This is a genomic window from Pseudomonas sp. BP8 (assembly GCF_017875955.1).
GTDB lineage: Bacteria > Pseudomonadota > Gammaproteobacteria > Pseudomonadales > Pseudomonadaceae > Aquipseudomonas.
On the sequence record NZ_JAGINK010000001.1, the window covers coordinates 3,237,042 to 3,252,678 of the forward strand.

General features: G+C 62.2%; 14 protein-coding genes and 1 pseudogene. 6 read left to right on the forward strand and 9 right to left on the reverse strand.

Annotated elements, in window-relative coordinates; translation table 11 throughout:
• Positions 1-29: 29 nt before the first annotated feature.
• Positions 30-170: pseudogene (locus J3B00_RS14155) on the forward strand (SDR family oxidoreductase); the annotation flags it as partial.
• A 12-nt stretch (positions 171-182) separates the two neighbouring features.
• On the opposite strand, the gene J3B00_RS14160 reads toward J3B00_RS14155, so the two are convergent.
• The 4 genes from J3B00_RS14160 to J3B00_RS14175 all read right to left on the reverse strand — a co-directional run bounded on the left by J3B00_RS14160 (position 183) and on the right by J3B00_RS14175 (position 5,515).
• The gene (locus J3B00_RS14160; protein ID WP_209868092.1) at positions 183-2,240 is read right to left on the reverse strand and encodes a PAS domain-containing sensor histidine kinase; all 2,058 of its coding nucleotides are present in this window, start codon (positions 2,238-2,240) and stop codon (positions 183-185) included.
• A gap of 57 nt (positions 2,241-2,297) precedes the next feature.
• Entirely contained in the window at positions 2,298-3,707 is a 1,410-nt protein-coding gene (mapR, locus tag J3B00_RS14165; protein WP_209868093.1) for a GntR family transcriptional regulator MpaR, read from the reverse strand.
• Positions 3,708-3,746: 39 nt separating this feature from the next.
• A complete protein-coding gene (ccoG, locus tag J3B00_RS14170) occupies positions 3,747-5,156 on the reverse strand; it encodes a cytochrome c oxidase accessory protein CcoG (RefSeq protein WP_209868094.1) in 1,410 nt (469 codons plus the stop codon).
• A 119-nt stretch (positions 5,157-5,275) separates the two neighbouring features.
• Positions 5,276-5,515, reverse strand: coding sequence for a DUF3203 family protein (locus J3B00_RS14175; RefSeq protein ID WP_209868095.1), 240 nt, complete (start codon positions 5,513-5,515; stop codon positions 5,276-5,278).
• Positions 5,516-5,707: 192 nt separating this feature from the next.
• On the opposite strand from J3B00_RS14175, the gene J3B00_RS14180 reads away from it, so the two are divergent.
• Positions 5,708-6,238 carry an MgtC/SapB family protein gene (locus tag J3B00_RS14180; protein WP_209868096.1) on the forward strand — a complete coding sequence of 177 codons (531 nt, stop codon included), beginning with the start codon at positions 5,708-5,710 and terminating at the stop codon, positions 6,236-6,238.
• Positions 6,239-6,774: 536 nt separating this feature from the next.
• Here the strand turns inward: J3B00_RS14180 and J3B00_RS14185 are convergent.
• The 3 genes from J3B00_RS14185 to J3B00_RS14195 all read right to left on the reverse strand — a co-directional run bounded on the left by J3B00_RS14185 (position 6,775) and on the right by J3B00_RS14195 (position 9,066).
• On the reverse strand, positions 6,775-7,674 hold the full coding sequence (locus J3B00_RS14185) for a hydroxymethylglutaryl-CoA lyase (RefSeq protein WP_209868097.1): 900 nt from the start codon (positions 7,672-7,674) through the stop codon (positions 6,775-6,777).
• Between the two features lie 20 nt (positions 7,675-7,694).
• On the reverse strand, positions 7,695-8,096 hold the full coding sequence (locus J3B00_RS14190) for a MerR family DNA-binding transcriptional regulator (protein ID WP_209868098.1): 402 nt from the start codon (positions 8,094-8,096) through the stop codon (positions 7,695-7,697).
• Between the two features lie 91 nt (positions 8,097-8,187).
• Positions 8,188-9,066, reverse strand: coding sequence for a helix-turn-helix domain-containing protein (locus tag J3B00_RS14195; RefSeq protein ID WP_209868099.1), 879 nt, complete (start codon positions 9,064-9,066; stop codon positions 8,188-8,190).
• A gap of 169 nt (positions 9,067-9,235) precedes the next feature.
• On the opposite strand from J3B00_RS14195, the gene pobA reads away from it, so the two are divergent.
• Positions 9,236-10,423 (forward strand): 4-hydroxybenzoate 3-monooxygenase, encoded by a 1,188-nt coding sequence (pobA, locus tag J3B00_RS14200; protein WP_209868100.1) that lies wholly within the window; start codon positions 9,236-9,238, stop codon positions 10,421-10,423.
• A 73-nt stretch (positions 10,424-10,496) separates the two neighbouring features.
• Complete coding sequence (locus J3B00_RS14205) at positions 10,497-11,378, forward strand: LysR family transcriptional regulator (protein WP_209868101.1); 882 nt, start codon at positions 10,497-10,499, stop codon at positions 11,376-11,378.
• A gap of 100 nt (positions 11,379-11,478) precedes the next feature.
• On the opposite strand, the gene J3B00_RS14210 is transcribed toward J3B00_RS14205, so the two are convergent.
• Together J3B00_RS14210 and gspG are read right to left on the reverse strand one after the other, a co-directional pair.
• On the reverse strand, positions 11,479-12,669 hold the full coding sequence (locus J3B00_RS14210) for a type II secretion system F family protein (protein WP_209868102.1): 1,191 nt from the start codon (positions 12,667-12,669) through the stop codon (positions 11,479-11,481).
• 11 nt (positions 12,670-12,680) lie between these two features.
• Positions 12,681-13,106 carry a type II secretion system major pseudopilin GspG gene (gene gspG, locus J3B00_RS14215; protein WP_209868103.1) on the reverse strand — a complete coding sequence of 142 codons (426 nt, stop codon included), beginning with the start codon at positions 13,104-13,106 and terminating at the stop codon, positions 12,681-12,683.
• A gap of 184 nt (positions 13,107-13,290) precedes the next feature.
• Between gspG and J3B00_RS14220 the strand changes: the two genes are divergently transcribed.
• Together J3B00_RS14220 and J3B00_RS14225 are read left to right on the forward strand one after the other, a co-directional pair.
• Positions 13,291-13,887: a lytic transglycosylase domain-containing protein gene (locus J3B00_RS14220; protein ID WP_209868104.1), complete on the forward strand. Its 597-nt coding sequence runs from the start codon at positions 13,291-13,293 to the stop codon at positions 13,885-13,887.
• 248 nt (positions 13,888-14,135) lie between these two features.
• Positions 14,136-15,590, forward strand: coding sequence for an ATP-binding protein (locus J3B00_RS14225; protein ID WP_209868105.1), 1,455 nt, complete (start codon positions 14,136-14,138; stop codon positions 15,588-15,590).
• Positions 15,591-15,637: the final 47 nt, after the last annotated feature.

Sequence of the window (15,637 nt, forward strand, 5' to 3'; positions counted from 1 at the left end):
CATTTGCCAAGGGGAAATGGATGGACAAGCGGGTCAGCAAGCTAGAGCCGGGGCTGCCAATGGGCCGCGGCGGTCAGCCCGAAGAGGTCGCCGAGGCGATCCTCTGGTTGCTGTCCGACAAGGCCTCTTACTCCACTGGCAGCTTTATCGACCTCGGTGGCGGACGCTGAGTACACACCGCTTCAGGCCTGCAGCAACTGGTCGACGCGTTCGACCAGTACGGCAAGTTCAAAGGGTTTGACCAGGAACTGGGCATCGCCAGTCGCGCCGGCGGTCTGCAGGCTGGTGGGGTCATACCCGGTGATGTAGAGAATCAGCGCCTGCGGATTCAGTTGCAGGCAAGTCTTTGCCACCTGATAGCCGTTAAGGCCACCCGGCAAGCCGATGTCGCTGATCAGCAAGTCGGGCCGCACGCCCTCGCTCAGGGCGGCGACGGCGGCAGCACCACTATCGAACGCATGCACCCGGTGCCCTAGCTCTTCGAGCACCTCGCGCAGCACTATCTGCATGGTGGGTTGGTCCTCGACCAGCATGATCAGCCGTTGCGCCCGGTGCGCAACAGGGCTCGCTTGGGTGCCGATCGGCGATGGGCGCGGTACTATCGCCTGTAGATGCCGCGGCAGGTACAGGCGCACGCAGGTACCTTGATCTGGCTGGCTGTCGATATGCAGTTGGCCGCCCGACTGGCGGACAAACCCGTACACCATGGAAAGCCCAAGGCCGGTGCCTTTACCCAACTGCTTGGTGGTAAAGAATGGGTCGATCGCTCGCTGCGCGACGTCTGCCGACATGCCATGGCCGTTATCGCTGACGGCCAGGCACATGTATTCGCCCGGCGGCAGGTCCAGTGCGCTGGCCTGGGCCGTATCGAACACGACGTTTTCTCCCTGGATGATAATCGTGCCGCCCATGGGCAAGGCATCGCGGGCGTTGATGCACAGGTTGAGCAGGGCGCTTTCCAATTGCGGCGGATCAATGAACGTTGGCCAGATGCCCGCAGCAAACTCGCTACGCAACTCGATGGTTGGGCCGATACTGCGCAGGATCAGCTGCTCCATGCCGTCGACCAGTATGCCCACCTGGGTAGGTTGCGGCTGCAAGGTCTGCTTGCGGGAGAATGCCAGCAAGCGGTGGACCAGGGCAGAGGCGCGGTGGGCGGAGCCGTTGGCGGTGTCGAGCAGGCGCGAGAGGCCTTCGTAACGGCCTTGGGCAAGGCGTTGCTCGATCAACTCGTGGGCGCCGAGAATGCCGCCCAGCAGGTTGTTGAAGTCATGGGCGATGCCGCCGCTGAGCTGACCGACGGCTTCCATCTTCTGGGCCTGGCGCAGGGCTTGCTCGGCCTCCCGCAGACGCTTCTGGTCGGCTACCCGTTCGCTGATGTCGTAGGCGAACAGATACGCCCCCTGAACAGTACCGTTCTGGTCACGCAATGGGTGAAAACGTAGCTCGAAGTAGCGAGGCGGGTTCAACCCGAACGGACCGGCCTCGGTAAAGGTTTCCCCCGAGAGTGCACGCCGCCACAGCGGCAAAATGAACGCGCTGTCGAGCGGGTGGTGGCTCATGGCAGCCGGCATGAAGTCGCCGACCTTCACCCTGTGGCCATACAGGTTTTCGAACTCGACCCGGGCTTGGCGGTTGATCGCCAGCCAGCGGAAGTTGCTGTCGATCACATGCACATTGGCGATGGTGTGATCGATCAATTCAGCAAACAGCCTGCCTTCAGCCAAAGCAGTGGTGGAGCGCTGTTCGAGCTGTTGGTTGAGCCTCAGCAAGGCAGATTCGGCACGCCGCTGCGCGGTGATATCCTTGAACATCGCCACAACCAGACGTTTCTCTGCAGGTTCGATGCGAAAGCTGGTGAGCGCCAGTATGCGATCGGTGGTGCGTAGTTCCTGTTCGAACTCGATGCGTTCACCGCTAAGCAGAACCTCCCGGTAATGGCTGATCCAGTGGTCGGCCTCAGTGGTCAGCAGGTTGCGAGCGCTACAGCCCAAAGGATCGATGCCGGCTTGGGTGAAGCACGCAGCATTGGTCAATACGTGGCGGTAATCACTCAAGGGGCCGTGGGGGCCGTCGAAGAGTTCGATGATGCAACAGCCGAGTTCCATGTTGTCGAAGACAAACCGATAGAGCTCTGCGTCGGCCAGCTGACTGCCGGCCAACTGCGCCTCGAGTTGCTCATTGCGTCGCTGCAGAGCCGTAAGCTGCTGGCGCAGTTCGTGCGTTTCCGGGGTGGACATGCGGGCATCCTGCGCAGGCCGTGACTCGGCAACTCTACCCTGCAGCACCCAGGTAAGCTAGAACGACCGGACGATCCGCCCCAAGGTTTCCATGGCTTGCTCCGAGCTGTTGCCCCAGGGGCTGCCGTAGTTCAGGCGGATGCAGTTGGCAAAGCGCTGGGTTGGCGAAAAGATCGGCCCTGGGGCGATGCTGATGCCTTGCGCCAGGGCCATGTTGAACAGCTTGAGGGCGTCCATCTGATCGGGCAGCTCCAGCCACAGGAAGTACCCTCCAGACGGCTGGCTGACCCGCGTCTGCGCCGGAAAGTAGCGTGCGATGGCGGCCAGCATGCTGGCCTGCTGGCCTTCCAGTGCGTAGCGCAGCTTGCGCAGGTGCCGGTCGTAACCGCCATGTTGCAGGTAATCGGCGATGGCCGCCTGGGCCGGCATCGAGGCACACAGTGAGGTCATCAGTTTGAGGCGTTCGACCTTCTGCGCAAAGCGTCCGGCGGCGACCCAGCCGATACGGTAGCCAGGGGCGAGGCTTTTCGCGAACGAACCACAGTGCATCACCAGTCCTTGCGTATCGTAGGCCTTGGCCGGCTTGGGCGCCTGCTGGGCGTAGTACAGCTCGGCATAGACATCGTCCTCGATCAGCGGCACCTGGTGGCGGCGCAACAGTTCGACCAACGCCTGCTTCTTGGCATCTGGCATGCTCGCCCCGACCGGGTTCTGAAAATTGGTCATGCACCAGACCGCTTTGACCGGGTGCTTGTCCAGGGTCTGCGCGAGCACCCCCAGGTCCATGCCTTCGCGCGGATGCACCGGGATCTCCACAGCCTTGAGCTTGAGCCGCTCGAGCACCTGCAGGCAGGCATAGAACGCCGGGGCCTCGATCGCCACCAGGTCGCCCGGCTCGGTGACCGCCTGCAGGCACAGGTTCAGGGCTTCCAGCGCACCGTTGGTAATCAGCAGCTCCTCCATCGGTAACATCAGGCCGCCGACCATGTAGCGCAGGGCGATCTGCCGACGCAACTGTGGATTGCCCGGTGACAGGTCTGTGACCACCATGCGCGGGTCCATGGCGCGGCTGGCACTGGCCAGCGAGCGGGACAGGCGCTGTAGCGGGAACAGCGTGGGGCTGGGGAAGGCTGAGCCGAACGGGATGGTGTGCGGGTCCTTCATCGAATCGAGAATGGAAAACACCAGCCCGCTGACATCGACATCGGTCGATTCGCTGACCGGCTCCAGAGCCTGCGGCTCACAGAACTGGTGCGGTGCATGGGCGTTGACGAAATACCCCGAGCGCGGCCTGGCACGGATCAGACCGCGCCGTTCCAGCAAGTAGTAAGCCTGAAACACCGTGGACGGGCTGACCCCGTGGGTCTGGCTGGCGTAGCGTACCGAGGGCACGCGCTGGCCAGGGCCAAGCACCCCGGAGCGGATCAGTTCGGCAATGTCGTCGGCGAAGCGTTCGTAGCGTTTCATTGGCGTTCGGCAGGCAAGGTGAGGAGGCAGTGTAAGGGATCAGCGATTCAGCGGCGCGACGAAACGGCTGCGGGCGCTGCTGCGCACTGATGGTTCGTCGCTGTCCTGGACTTCGAAGATCAGGTCTCGAGTGTTACTGACGGGGCGCTCGGCGAGCAGCGCCACCGACACCGGCAGCTCGTTCATTTCGCCTGCCGGAATGAGCAACTCGCGTTTGCCCTGCAAGGTAAAACCTTCGCCGTTCACCAGGCGCACGTGGTAGCGCTGCGGCTGTGGAGTCTTGTTGATGACCTTGAGCAGGTAGATGTTCTCGATCTGGCCCAAGGCGTTTTCGCGGAACAAACCGCGGTCCTTGATCACGTCGAGTGAAACCATCGGCCGCCAGTGCAGGGCCAGCACCAGCGCGCCAACCATCACCAGCAACGCCGTGGCGTAGCCCAACAGCCGCGGCCGCAGCCAGCGGTGGCTACCGCCTTGCAGGGTGTGCTCGGACATATAACCCACCAGGCCGCGCGGATAGCCCATCTTGTCCATCACCCCGTCACAGGCATCGACGCAGGCGGCGCAGCCGATGCAGGCCATCTGCAGGCCATCGCGGATATCGATGCCGGTCGGGCAGACCTGCACGCACAGGGTGCAGTCGACGCAGTCGCCCAACTGCTGTGCGCGTGGGTCGCTGCCTTTCTTGCGTGGGCCACGGTGTTCGCCACGTTGCGGATCATAGGCCACAGCCAACGTATCGCTGTCGAACATCACTGCCTGAAAACGTGCATAGGGGCACATGTGCATGCACACCGCCTCGCGCAGGAAGCCGGCATTGAGGTAGGTGGCGCCGGTAAAGAACAGTACCCAGAACAGTGCAACGCCCCCGAGCTGAAAGCTGAGCAGTTCTGCGGCGAGTGGTCGGATCGGCGTGAAGTAGCCGACAAAGGTCAGGCCGGTCAGCACGGCGATGGCCAGCCACAGCGCGTGTTTGACGGTACGTCGTGCCAGCTTGGTCAGGCTCCAGGGGCTGGCGGCGAGCTTGAGGCGCTGGTTGCGGTCGCCTTCGCTGATCTTTTCGCACCACATGTACAGCCAGGTCCAGGTGCTCTGCGGGCAGCTGTACCCACACCAGACCCGACCGGCGAACACGGTAACGGCAAACAGGCCAAAGGCGCAGATGATCAGCAGCGCTGACAGCAGGATGAAATCTTGTGGCCAGAATGTGCTGGCGAACACATGAAACTTGCTTTCCGACAGGTCCCAAAGCACTGCCTGGCGACCGTTCCAGTTCAGCCAGGCAGTGCCGAAGAACAGCACGAACAACGCACCGGCGAAGCTGATCCGCAGGGTCCGGTAAAGCCCCTTGAAACTACGGGTGTGGATAGCGCCGCCCTTGTAGCCTGTGCTCGGGTGGGCGACGGGCGTGGCAACTTCAATTAGCGGGTACGGCATTCTATCGCTCATGTCGCATGCTCATCAGGCTCCAACAGACCCCCGCACTATGGGCGTGGAGCTGTTTGCAGCACAGACTCAGCTGTGGCGATAAAAACCGTATCAGATAGGCGTGCAGCGCCCTCCAGCCCTTAGATGACCGAGCCTGGCTCGCTGGCTTTCAGATGCTTGCGACTATCCACTGCGCCGATGACCGTCAACGCATCAGCCTCGGCTTCGGTGATAGGCACCCGTTCGCCCGCGAGCACCGCCACGGACATGCGCAATTGCTCATCGGTGAAGATCTCGACTTCAGGGCCGGTGCCCTGGATTCGTACGTGGTCGCCGATCAAGGTGCAGTAACGGCTGCTTTCATCAATTTCAATAGGCATGGGGGTTGGCCTCCGGGTGGCTTCATGGGTTATGACCGCGCGGTAACCCGGGTTGCTGCATTAGGCTGTAAGCCGGGGCTGCGCAGCGCCCCCAGAATTGATGGGGCACTGGCAACACGCAAATGCACCCGGCAACGGCACTCCGTGGCCTCGCCCGAGGTCAACCCTAGAAGGATGCCGAGGAACGATGTGATGGAAACAGTATGGGAGACCGTCTGGGAAACCATTCAAGCCGAATTTGCCGATGTGACCAACGAGCAGGAGGTCACCCGCATTCTCCTGCGCTTGTTGATGGCGGCGTTGTTGGGCGCAGTGCTGGGCTTTGAGCGCGAACACAAGGGCAAGTCGGCCGGGGTGCGCACGCACATGCTGGTGTCGTTGGGCGCGGCCCTGTTCGTACTGGCGCCGAGCATGGCCGGTGCCGATGCACAAGCGCTGAGCCGGGTCATCCAAGGCATCGTCGCCGGTATCGGTTTTCTCGGTGCGGGCACCATTCTCAAAGGCAATGGCAAAGACCCCAGCCACGTCAAAGGGCTGACCACTGCAGCTGGCTTATGGATGACTGCGGCGATCGGTACGGCAGCTGGCATGGGGCGCGAAGCCACGGCGCTGATCAGCACGGTAATGGCGCTGCTGGTGCTGAGCACGATGCCGATGCTGGTGGACAAGGTCGAGGGCGAGGATGATCAGAAAAAGCAGGAGGAGGGGAGTGAGAAGCACTGAGGGGAGCCGAAGCTCCCCTCAAATCGTTGCTGACTGCTCTTTTTTTATTATTCGAGACTTGGCCTTTGTTGTTTTTGTTAGCCTGTCTCGGTGCCGCGAGCGACCCCCATTCGGGGTCAAGAGCAACCGTATTTTTTTGAGCGCTGACCTGCATTCATCATTGCTGATCCGATCCTGACCGTAGCTACCTCAAGGTAGTTTTATTGTTCTTTGTCAGGCCGCGGGGGCTATTCCCCCTGGAAGGCACGTCTACTCCAAAAAAATCTGCTTGCTACGCCTCTGCCGTGTTGTTCTTGTTATATCAGAGCCGTTACCTGTTGTTTTTATTGGGTATCACGTTTTTGTTCTTGTTATGCCAGAGATAAAGCAGATGCCGTGCCAACTTTGCAAAACCCTTTAAAATCAAAGGATTGCAGATTTCAGGGAAAAATGCGCGACCGGAAAATCTGTCGAAATGTTTCCCTGATACCCGATTTATCGCTAGCACCTGTGGGGCGGTAACACCCAGCCCCACACATTGATGACATTAGTGTGACTCATTGTGCGCTACGCGCCTTTGCTACCCGCGAGCCGTTGGCGCGACCCAGCACCTGGCTGATGCGCTGGCCGGCAGCGATCAGCCGGTCGAGGTCGATGCCGGTCTCGATACCCAGCCCTTGCAGCAGGTACAGCACGTCTTCAGTGGCGATATTGCCGGTCGCGCCCTTGGCGTAGGGGCAACCACCCAGGCCTGCCACCGAACTGTCGAAGACGTGGATGCCTTCGAGCAGGCTGGCGTAGACATTGGCCAGTGCCTGGCCATAGGTGTCATGGAAGTGCCCGGCCAACTGCGCGCGGGGTACCTGTTGCGCCACCACCTCGAACAAACGACGGGTGTCACCGGCGGTGCCGCTGCCAATCGTGTCGCCCAGGGACACTTCATAGCAGCCCATGTCATGCAGGGCCTTGGCGACGGGCGCGACCTGTTCGGCGTTGACCTTGCCCTCATAGGGGCAGCCGAGCACGCAGGACACATAGCCACGCACCCGTATGCCATGCGCCTGTGCGGCGTCCATGATCGGCTCAAAACGCTTGAGGCTCTCGCTGATCGAGCAATTGATGTTGCGCTGGGAAAATCCCTCGGACGCCGCGGCAAACACCGCAACTTCCTTGACGCCTGCCGCCAGGGCGTCCTCGAGACCGCGCAGGTTGGGGGCCAGCGCGGCGTAGGTAACGCCCGCACGTTGCTTGATGGCACTGAACACTTCGGCGGAACCGGCCATCTGCGGTACCCATTTGGGCGATACGAAGCTGCCCACCTCGATATAGCTCAGGCCAGCCTCGCTGAGGTCGTCGACCAGGCGCACCTTGTCGGCGACAGTGATGGGCTGGGCCTCGTTCTGCAGGCCATCGCGCGGGCCGACTTCGACCAGGCGTACGTGAGTAGGTAAAGACATGGCGCGGTTCCTGTGGCAGGTCAACGGGTGGCGTCGTGCGGGTTGAGGGTAGCGGCCAGGGCGTGCTCGCAGCGCTCTTGGGCGGTGTCCAGCTCCAGGTGCATCTGCTGGATGTCGAGCATCTGCTGTTCGAGTTGGGCGCGGCGTTCGGCGATTTTCGCGAGCATGCTGTTGAGCTGCTTGAAGTTGCCGCCGCTGGGGTCATAAAGCTCGATCAGTTCGCGGCACTCGGCCAAGGAAAAACCGATGCGTTTGCCGCGCAGGATGAGCTTGAGGGTGACCTTGTCGCGCGCGCTGTAGATGCGCTCGAGGCCGCGACGTTCAGGGCTGAGCAAGCCCTGCTCCTCATAGAAGCGGATGGCGCGGGTGGTGATGTCCAGCTCGCGGGACAAGTCGGAGATGCTGTAGGTCTGGGTGCTCATGCGCGGGCTCGGAGTGAGTGATAGCGGTAAACCTACGGCCAGCTTGACGTATACGTCAAGCGGTCTGTTGGGGCGCCCCAGTGCTGGGCGCTCAGGTGTTCTCCGCCGACTTGCGATAACTGTTGGCGGTCTGCCCGGTAAGCCGCTTGAAAAACCGCGCAAAGTAGGTCGGGTCGCTAAAGCCCAGGCTATCGGACAGTTGGCTGATGCCCATGCGCGTGTAGAGCAGGTTGCGTCGGGCCTCAAGCAGCAAACGCTGATGAATGACCTGCAGTGCCGTCTGCCCGGCCAGGGCACGGCACAGTTGATTGAGCTGCACGCTGCTGATGCCAATGCGCGCGGCGAAGTCTTCGACTGACAGATGCTCGCGATAATGCGCCTCCACCAGCCGCAAGTACTGCCCCAGCAGTTGCTGATCGCGCTCGTCGCGGTTGCGCGGTGGCTGCCCCAATTGCTGGCGGCGGCTGATCCACACCATCAATGCCGTCACCAGCGCCTGGAGCATGGCCGCGCGTGCCGGAGCGTTACCCTGGTACTCCTGCTGCAAGGTATCAATCAGTGCGTGCAAACGCTGACGGTCCTTGCCCAGCGGGTAACACTCGGCTGAAGCCAGCACCGCCAGTGGCGCTCCCAGGCGTTGTTCAAGGTCGGCCACCAGTGCCGGGCCGAACGTCAGTACGTGGCCCTGGATATCAGCGCTGAAGCGAAAGCCATGCACGGTCAACGGCGGCACCACCTGCAAGGCCGCCTCGCGGATCTCGCGGCGCGTGCCTTCAATCTCGACCTGCGCCTGACCGCGTTGCACATACAGCAACTGGAACAGGTCGGCATGTCGGTGCGGCTTGATCTCCCAATGGTGCAGGCGGCTGCGCGCCTCGATCGACTCACAGTGCAGCAGGTCGGTACCGGGCCATGCCTGGTTTTCGCCATAGAGCTGGAACAACGGCACGCCGGGCAGCGTGGATTTCATCTTCAGTACCTGTCCGTTAATCGAACGCATTTTGTAAAAGTGCATTTTATCGATGGGATATCACATTTTATTTGCTGTTTTTGCCAGTAAAAATGCAAGGGCAAACCCTAACAGCAGATGCGCGGCCACTGCCAGAGGCGGCCCGCATCGACATAACGAGATAACAACAATGAACACTCAGGTTGCAATCATCGGCGCAGGTCCGTCTGGCCTGCTGCTCGGCCAGTTGCTGCACAACGCTGGCATCGACACCGTGATCGTCGAACGCCAGACCCCTGACTACGTACTTGGGCGGATCCGCGCCGGGGTACTTGAGCAGGGCACCGTCGACCTGCTGCGCGAGGCTGGGGTGGCCGAACGCATGGACCGCGAAGGCCTGGTTCATGAAGGCGTAGAGCTGTTGTTCGGTGGTCGCCGGCACCGGCTTGACCTCAAGGCACTGACCGGCGGCAAGACCGTCATGGTCTACGGCCAGACCGAGGTGACCCGTGACCTCATGCAGGCCCGACAGGCCTGCGACGCGCCGATCATCTACTCGGCGAGCAACGTTCAGCCCCACGAACTCAAGGGCGAGCGCCCCTACCTGACCTTTGAAAAGGACGGCCGGCAACAGCGCATCGACTGCGACTACATTGCCGGGTGCGACGGTTTCCACGGCGTCTCGCGCCAGAGCATTCCGCAGGGCGTGCTGAAAGAATATGAGCGGGTCTATCCGTTTGGCTGGCTCGGCGTGTTGTCTGACACGCCGCCGGTCAATCATGAGCTGATCTACGCCAACCATGCCCGAGGTTTTGCCCTGTGCAGCCAGCGCTCCGAAACCCGCAGTCGCTATTACGTGCAAGTGCCGCTGGATGACCGTGTCGAAGCCTGGAGCGACCAGCGCTTCTGGGATGAACTCAAGGCACGCTTGCCTGAAGAGGTCGCCCAGCGCCTGGTCACCGGGCCGTCGCTGGAAAAGAGCATCGCACCGCTGCGTAGCTTGGTGGTCGAGCCGATGCAGTATGGCCGGCTGTTCCTGGTCGGCGACGCTGCCCATATCGTCCCGCCAACAGGCGCCAAAGGCCTCAACCTGGCCGCTTCGGACGTCAATTACCTGTTCCGGATCCTGCTCAAGGTCTACCGCGAGGGGCGCACCGACCTGCTCGAGCAGTACTCACCACTGGCCCTGCGCCGTGTCTGGAAGGGCGAACGCTTCAGCTGGTTCATGACCCAGCTGCTGCATGACTTCGGCGAGCACATGGATGATTGGGACCGCAAGATGCAGGAAGCCGACCGGGAGTACTTCCTCAACTCGCCTGCAGGCCTGGTGACCCTTGCCGAGAACTACGTCGGCTTACCGTTCGAGGCCGTCGAATAAGTCGCGAGTGGTGGCCGCGAAGGGTAGGTCATGCTAGAAGTGGGCACCTGTTATTTGGAAGTTGAATAGTCAGATGTCTATCAGCGTTAAATCGAATAGGGCCCTGTTCGACCTCGACCTGCTGCGTGCCATTGTCGTGGTGGCCGATTGCGGCAGCTTTACCACGGCGGCGGCGCGCCTGCATTCGACCCAGTCGACCATCAGCCAGAAGGTGCGCCGCCTGGAAGACATGGTCGGCCACCGGCTGCTGGTGCGCGGTAACCGCGACGTATTGCCGACCGATGCCGGGCAGACCTTGCTTGGTTACGCGCGGCACATGCTGGCCCTCAATGACCAGATGCTCGAAGCCCTGGCCGGTGCCCTGGTCGGCACCACCGTGCGCCTTGGGGTGCCGGAAGATTTTGTTGGCGGCCGCACCACCAATGCCTTGTCGGATTTCAGCCGGCGTCACCCGCAGCTCAAGCTCGAGGTGACCAGCGGGCTGTGCCGCGACCTCAGCCAGGCGTACGACAATGGTGAGCTCGATCTGGTCTTGCTCAAGCAGCGGCGTAACAGCCGCGAAGGGGTGGCCTGCTGGCCGGAGCGCTTGCAGTGGATCGACAGTGCGCGGTTACCGGCGTTCGAGCTTGATCCGATTCCGCTGGTGACGTTTCCGCCGCGTGGGTTGTATCGGGAGGACATGATCAGCGCCATCGAGGGGATGGGCCGGCGCTGGCGGATCAGTTTTACCAGCTCGAGCATCAGTGGCATCCAGGCGGCGGTTGCCGATGGCATGGGCATCAGCCTGCTGCCACCGCGGGCGGCGACCGGCGAGCATCGCGTGCTGGGCGCGTTGCAGGGGTTGCCGGAGGTGGACAGCTACGAGATTGTCATTGTCCACCGGCCGACGGCGGATGTGATGGTGAAGTCGTTGGCGCAGGTATTGACTGATTTGCTGGTGGTGCATGCGATTTAAGATATGAGTTGTGCCTGAACACCTAGGGTGTCAGTTCAGGCCTCTTCGCGGGGCAAGCCCGCTCCTACAGGATTTGTGAGGGCCTTGAACCGCGACGCCCTCAATGGATACTGGAAGCCAACTCGAAGATCGGCATGTACATCAAGATCACGATCAGCCCGATCAGCAAGCCGATAAACGTCATCAGCAACGGCTCGAACAAGCGTACGAACCACTCGACCCAGCGGCCGATTTCCTGATCATGAAAATCCGCACAACGCTCGAGCATTTCGCCAAGATTGCCGGATTGTTCCCCCGCGCGGATCAAGCGCAGCGACACCGGCGTGACCAATGCTCCCGCCTCCAGCGCATCGGACAACGGCAGTCCCTCGCCGACTCGGCGGCTGGCCTGTTCCAGGCCCTGGGCGGCCGTGCTGCCGAGCAAGCCGCGCGCCATGCCCATCGCCGTCAGGATCGGAATACCCCCTTGCAGCAAAATCCCCAGCGACCGATAGAAGCGTGCCAGTTCGTACATCAGCAACCGCTGGTGCAGCGCGGGCAAGCGTTGCGTCTGGCGGCCGACCCAGCGGCGAAACGCGGGATGCTTGCGCAGCAGCGCCAAGGCCGTAATGGCCGCGAGCGTGCCGACGCCCAGCGGCAACTGCTGCGCATGCAGGAACAAGCCAATCTCCATCAATACCCGTGACAGCCAAGGCAACTCGGTGCCCATGCCCTCGAATACCAGGCTGAACCGCGGCACCACATAACCCATTAGAAACAGCACCACACCGCCGCCCACCAGCAGCAGCAGCAGGGGATAAACCGACGCGCCGACCAGTTTTTGCCTAACCAGGTCCAGCCGTTGGCGATAGCCGATGTAGCGTGCCAGGGCATCGCCGAGGGCGCCCGTGCGTTCGCTGGACTGTACCAGTGCCACGTACAGGGTCGGGAACACACGCGGTTGCTGGGCCAACGCCTGGGACAGCGAGCGTCCCTCGTAGAGCTGGCTGACCAACTGTTCGAGGACCTTGCGCGATGGGCCGCTGGGGGCCTTCTCCGCCAGGCTCTCGAGCGCATCGATCAGCGGCAGGCCGGCATTGAGCAGGGTCCCCAGTTCTTGGCTGAACAGGACCAGGTCGAACGTCGGCGCGCGCCGCCAGGGCATCGCAGGCAGCCTGCCGGCCTGGGCGCGAATGCTGACCACTCGCAGACCTTGCGCCTCGGCCTGGCGGCGAGCCTGATCGGTGTCGTGGGCATCGACCTGCAACAGCACGATGCCTTGCCGGCCGAGAACCTTGAGGCTATAGCGCATGGCTGTTCTCCCTACTGCCAACTGGTGATTTCAGCATTTTCGCCATCGCCGCCGGGTTGGCCGTCCTTGCCCATCGACAGCAGGTCGTACTCGCCGCCGTTTTCCCCGGGCTGGCGGTAGATATAGGCCCGGCCCCAAGGGTCTTGGGGTACGGCCTTCTGCAAGTACGGCCCGGTCCAACGCTGCTCGCCACTGGGCGCTGCGACCAGTGCCTGCAAGCCTTGCTCGCTGTTGGGGTAATGGCCGACCTCGAGCCGATACAGGTCAAGGGCCTTGCCAAGCCCCTCGATCTGCGCTCGGGCTACCTTCGCTTCGGAGCGGCCGAGCTGGCTGAAGTACTTGGGCGCGACGATGCCGGCCAGCAGGCCGAGTACTACCAGCACCACCAGCAGTTCGAGCAGGGTGAAGCCACGTTGGGTCAAGGATCTGCGCTGCATGATAAAGCCCTCCAGTGCATGTGAGCAGGTCTGCAGAATTGCCATGCAACAGCCGTGCACGTCTGCCACGGGGCCTTGCGCCATGCGCCATGGCAAGCGGCACAGTGCTTGCGTCGTGGAACAAAACCCCGGGTTTTCCGGGGCATTTCCCCCACATCGGGGGCCACGACGGGAGGCAGCCGACATGCGTGGAATCATCCTGGGACTGATCGGACTGATGGCAAGCACGGCGCAGGCCGATGTGTTTATTTCCATCGATGCCAAGGGCGGCTATGTGTTATCCAACGTACACCGACCGGGTCGGCACTATGAGCGGGTGATCAGCGAAGTTTCCGTCGCGGTGGGCCCTGTCAATGCGCAACTGATCCTCGGTCGACCGTACGCCGACGAGGTGGCCGCCGCCGCCCGTCTGCATGACGTGCCACCGGCGTTGCTGCATGCGCTGATCAAGGCCGAGTCTGGCTACAACCCCAAGGCCCGCTCGCCCAAAGGTGCGGTCGGCCTGATGCAACTGATGCCGGACACGGCCAAGGAGATGGGCGTGAAGAACGTGCTCGATCCTGCCGCCAATGTGCAGGGCGGGGCGCGCTACCTCAAGCGCATGCTGAAACTCTTCGATAACGACATCACGTTGGCAGTGGCGGCCTACAATGCGGGCCCCGATGCCGTGCGCAGCCGTGGTGGGGTGGTGCCGCCGTTTGCCGAAACCCGCCGCTATGTGCCTACTGTTTTGCGCGACTATCGACAGCTGCAGGGGTTGGCTGACGATTCGCCGTTGTAGGGCAAACATTTGGGAATGATGGCTGGTGTCGGCTCACCGGGGCCGCTGCGCGCCCCTTTCGCGACACAAGGCCGCTCCCACAGAGATCACGCCGTTCTCAGGTCATGCGCAAGACATCTGTGGGAGCGGCCTTGTGTCGCGAAAGGGGCGCGCAGCGGCCCCGGCAATCGATGGGTGAAATCTGGGGAGTGTCATCCTGGTTTCCCCAACTCTGGGCTATAACCTACAGGTGCCCAGTGGAGTCCGCCATGGACGTCGCCCCCCGTTCCGACCCACCTGCAGTGCCCGCCGTCGGTGACGCTAGCGCCGTGCGTCGGCCTTTCAACCTGCTGCGCTGGTATGCCTGGGTCAGCCTGGCGATCATCGTCTCGGTCGCCGCAGGGCTAGGCCTGATCTCCAGCCGGTTCATCATCGACGAGAGTGTCGAGCGCGATGCGCTGCTGACCGCGCAGTTCATCCAGTCCATTGCCGATGCCGAAGTGCGCCATGTGTCCATCCCCAACGTGCGCAGCATGGGCGAGTTGCTCGATCCGCGCCGGGACCAGGCCATGCCTGACGTCGACCCGCAGGCCCGGCGCAAGGCCCGCGGTGAGTTTCTTGATCACATTGCCCACCTGCCAGACGTGTTGCTGGCCAATATCTACGCGCCCGACCGTACGGTGATCTGGTCGAGCAACCCGGCCCTGACCGGCAAGATGATCGAGTCGGATGACGATCTGGAGCGGGCCTTTGAATACAAAATGCGTGTGTCGGCCAGTTACCACGACTTTGACAATGCCCGCAGCGAACGCAAATTCGTCACGCCACCCCAGCAGCTGTTCATCGAGAACTACATACCCCTGTTCGACTCCGACGGCGAGCGGGTAACCGCGATGGTCGAAATCTACAAGGAACCGCACGACCTGATCGTGCGCATCGAACATGGCCTGATGCTGATCTGGCTGGCGATTGCGGTGGGTGCCGGGCTGGTCTATGGCGGCCTGTACTGGATCATGCGGCGGGCTTCGAAAGTGATGGCCGTGCAGCAGAAGCGCCTGATCAGCAACGAGACCTATGTGGCCTTGGGCGAAATGTCCTCGGCGGTCGCCCACAGCCTGCGCAATCCGCTGGCCAGCATCAGGTCCAGCGCCGAGCTGGCCCTGGTGTTCGAGGAGGGACCGGCGCAGAAGAACATCAACGAGATCATCGGCCAGGTTGATCGTATGTCGCATTGGGTCCGCCAGCTGTTGCAGTCGCTGCGCCCACTCAATGATGACGCGGTGCCGGTGGACCTTGCGCAAGCCTTGCAGGAAAGCTTGCAGGCGTTTGCGGTGCCGCTGCTGCGCGCTGGGGTCAATCTTGAGCTGACGCCGCTGCCCGCGGTGCGGGTACTGGGCCAGCCGGCACTGTTGGGGCAGATCTTCCACAGCCTGATCGCCAATGCCCTGGAGTCGATGGAGCAGGGTGGTGCGCTACGGGTCGAAGTGGTCCGGCGTGATCGGCGCAGCCTGATCTTGCGGCTTTCGGACACCGGCCGGGGCATGACCGAGCAACAGCAGCGCATGGCCTTCCAGCCATTCTTCACCACCAAGCAGGGCGGGCTCGGGGTCGGGCTGGTGCTGGTCAAGCGCATCATGGAACGCTTTGGTGGTTCGGTTCGGCTGAGCAGTCATGCGGGCCAGGGCACGCGGGTCTCGCTTAATTTCCGGGTAGTCAATGAATAAGAAAATGGCTCATGTTTAGAGCCTATCTCTATGTATTTAAACAATAT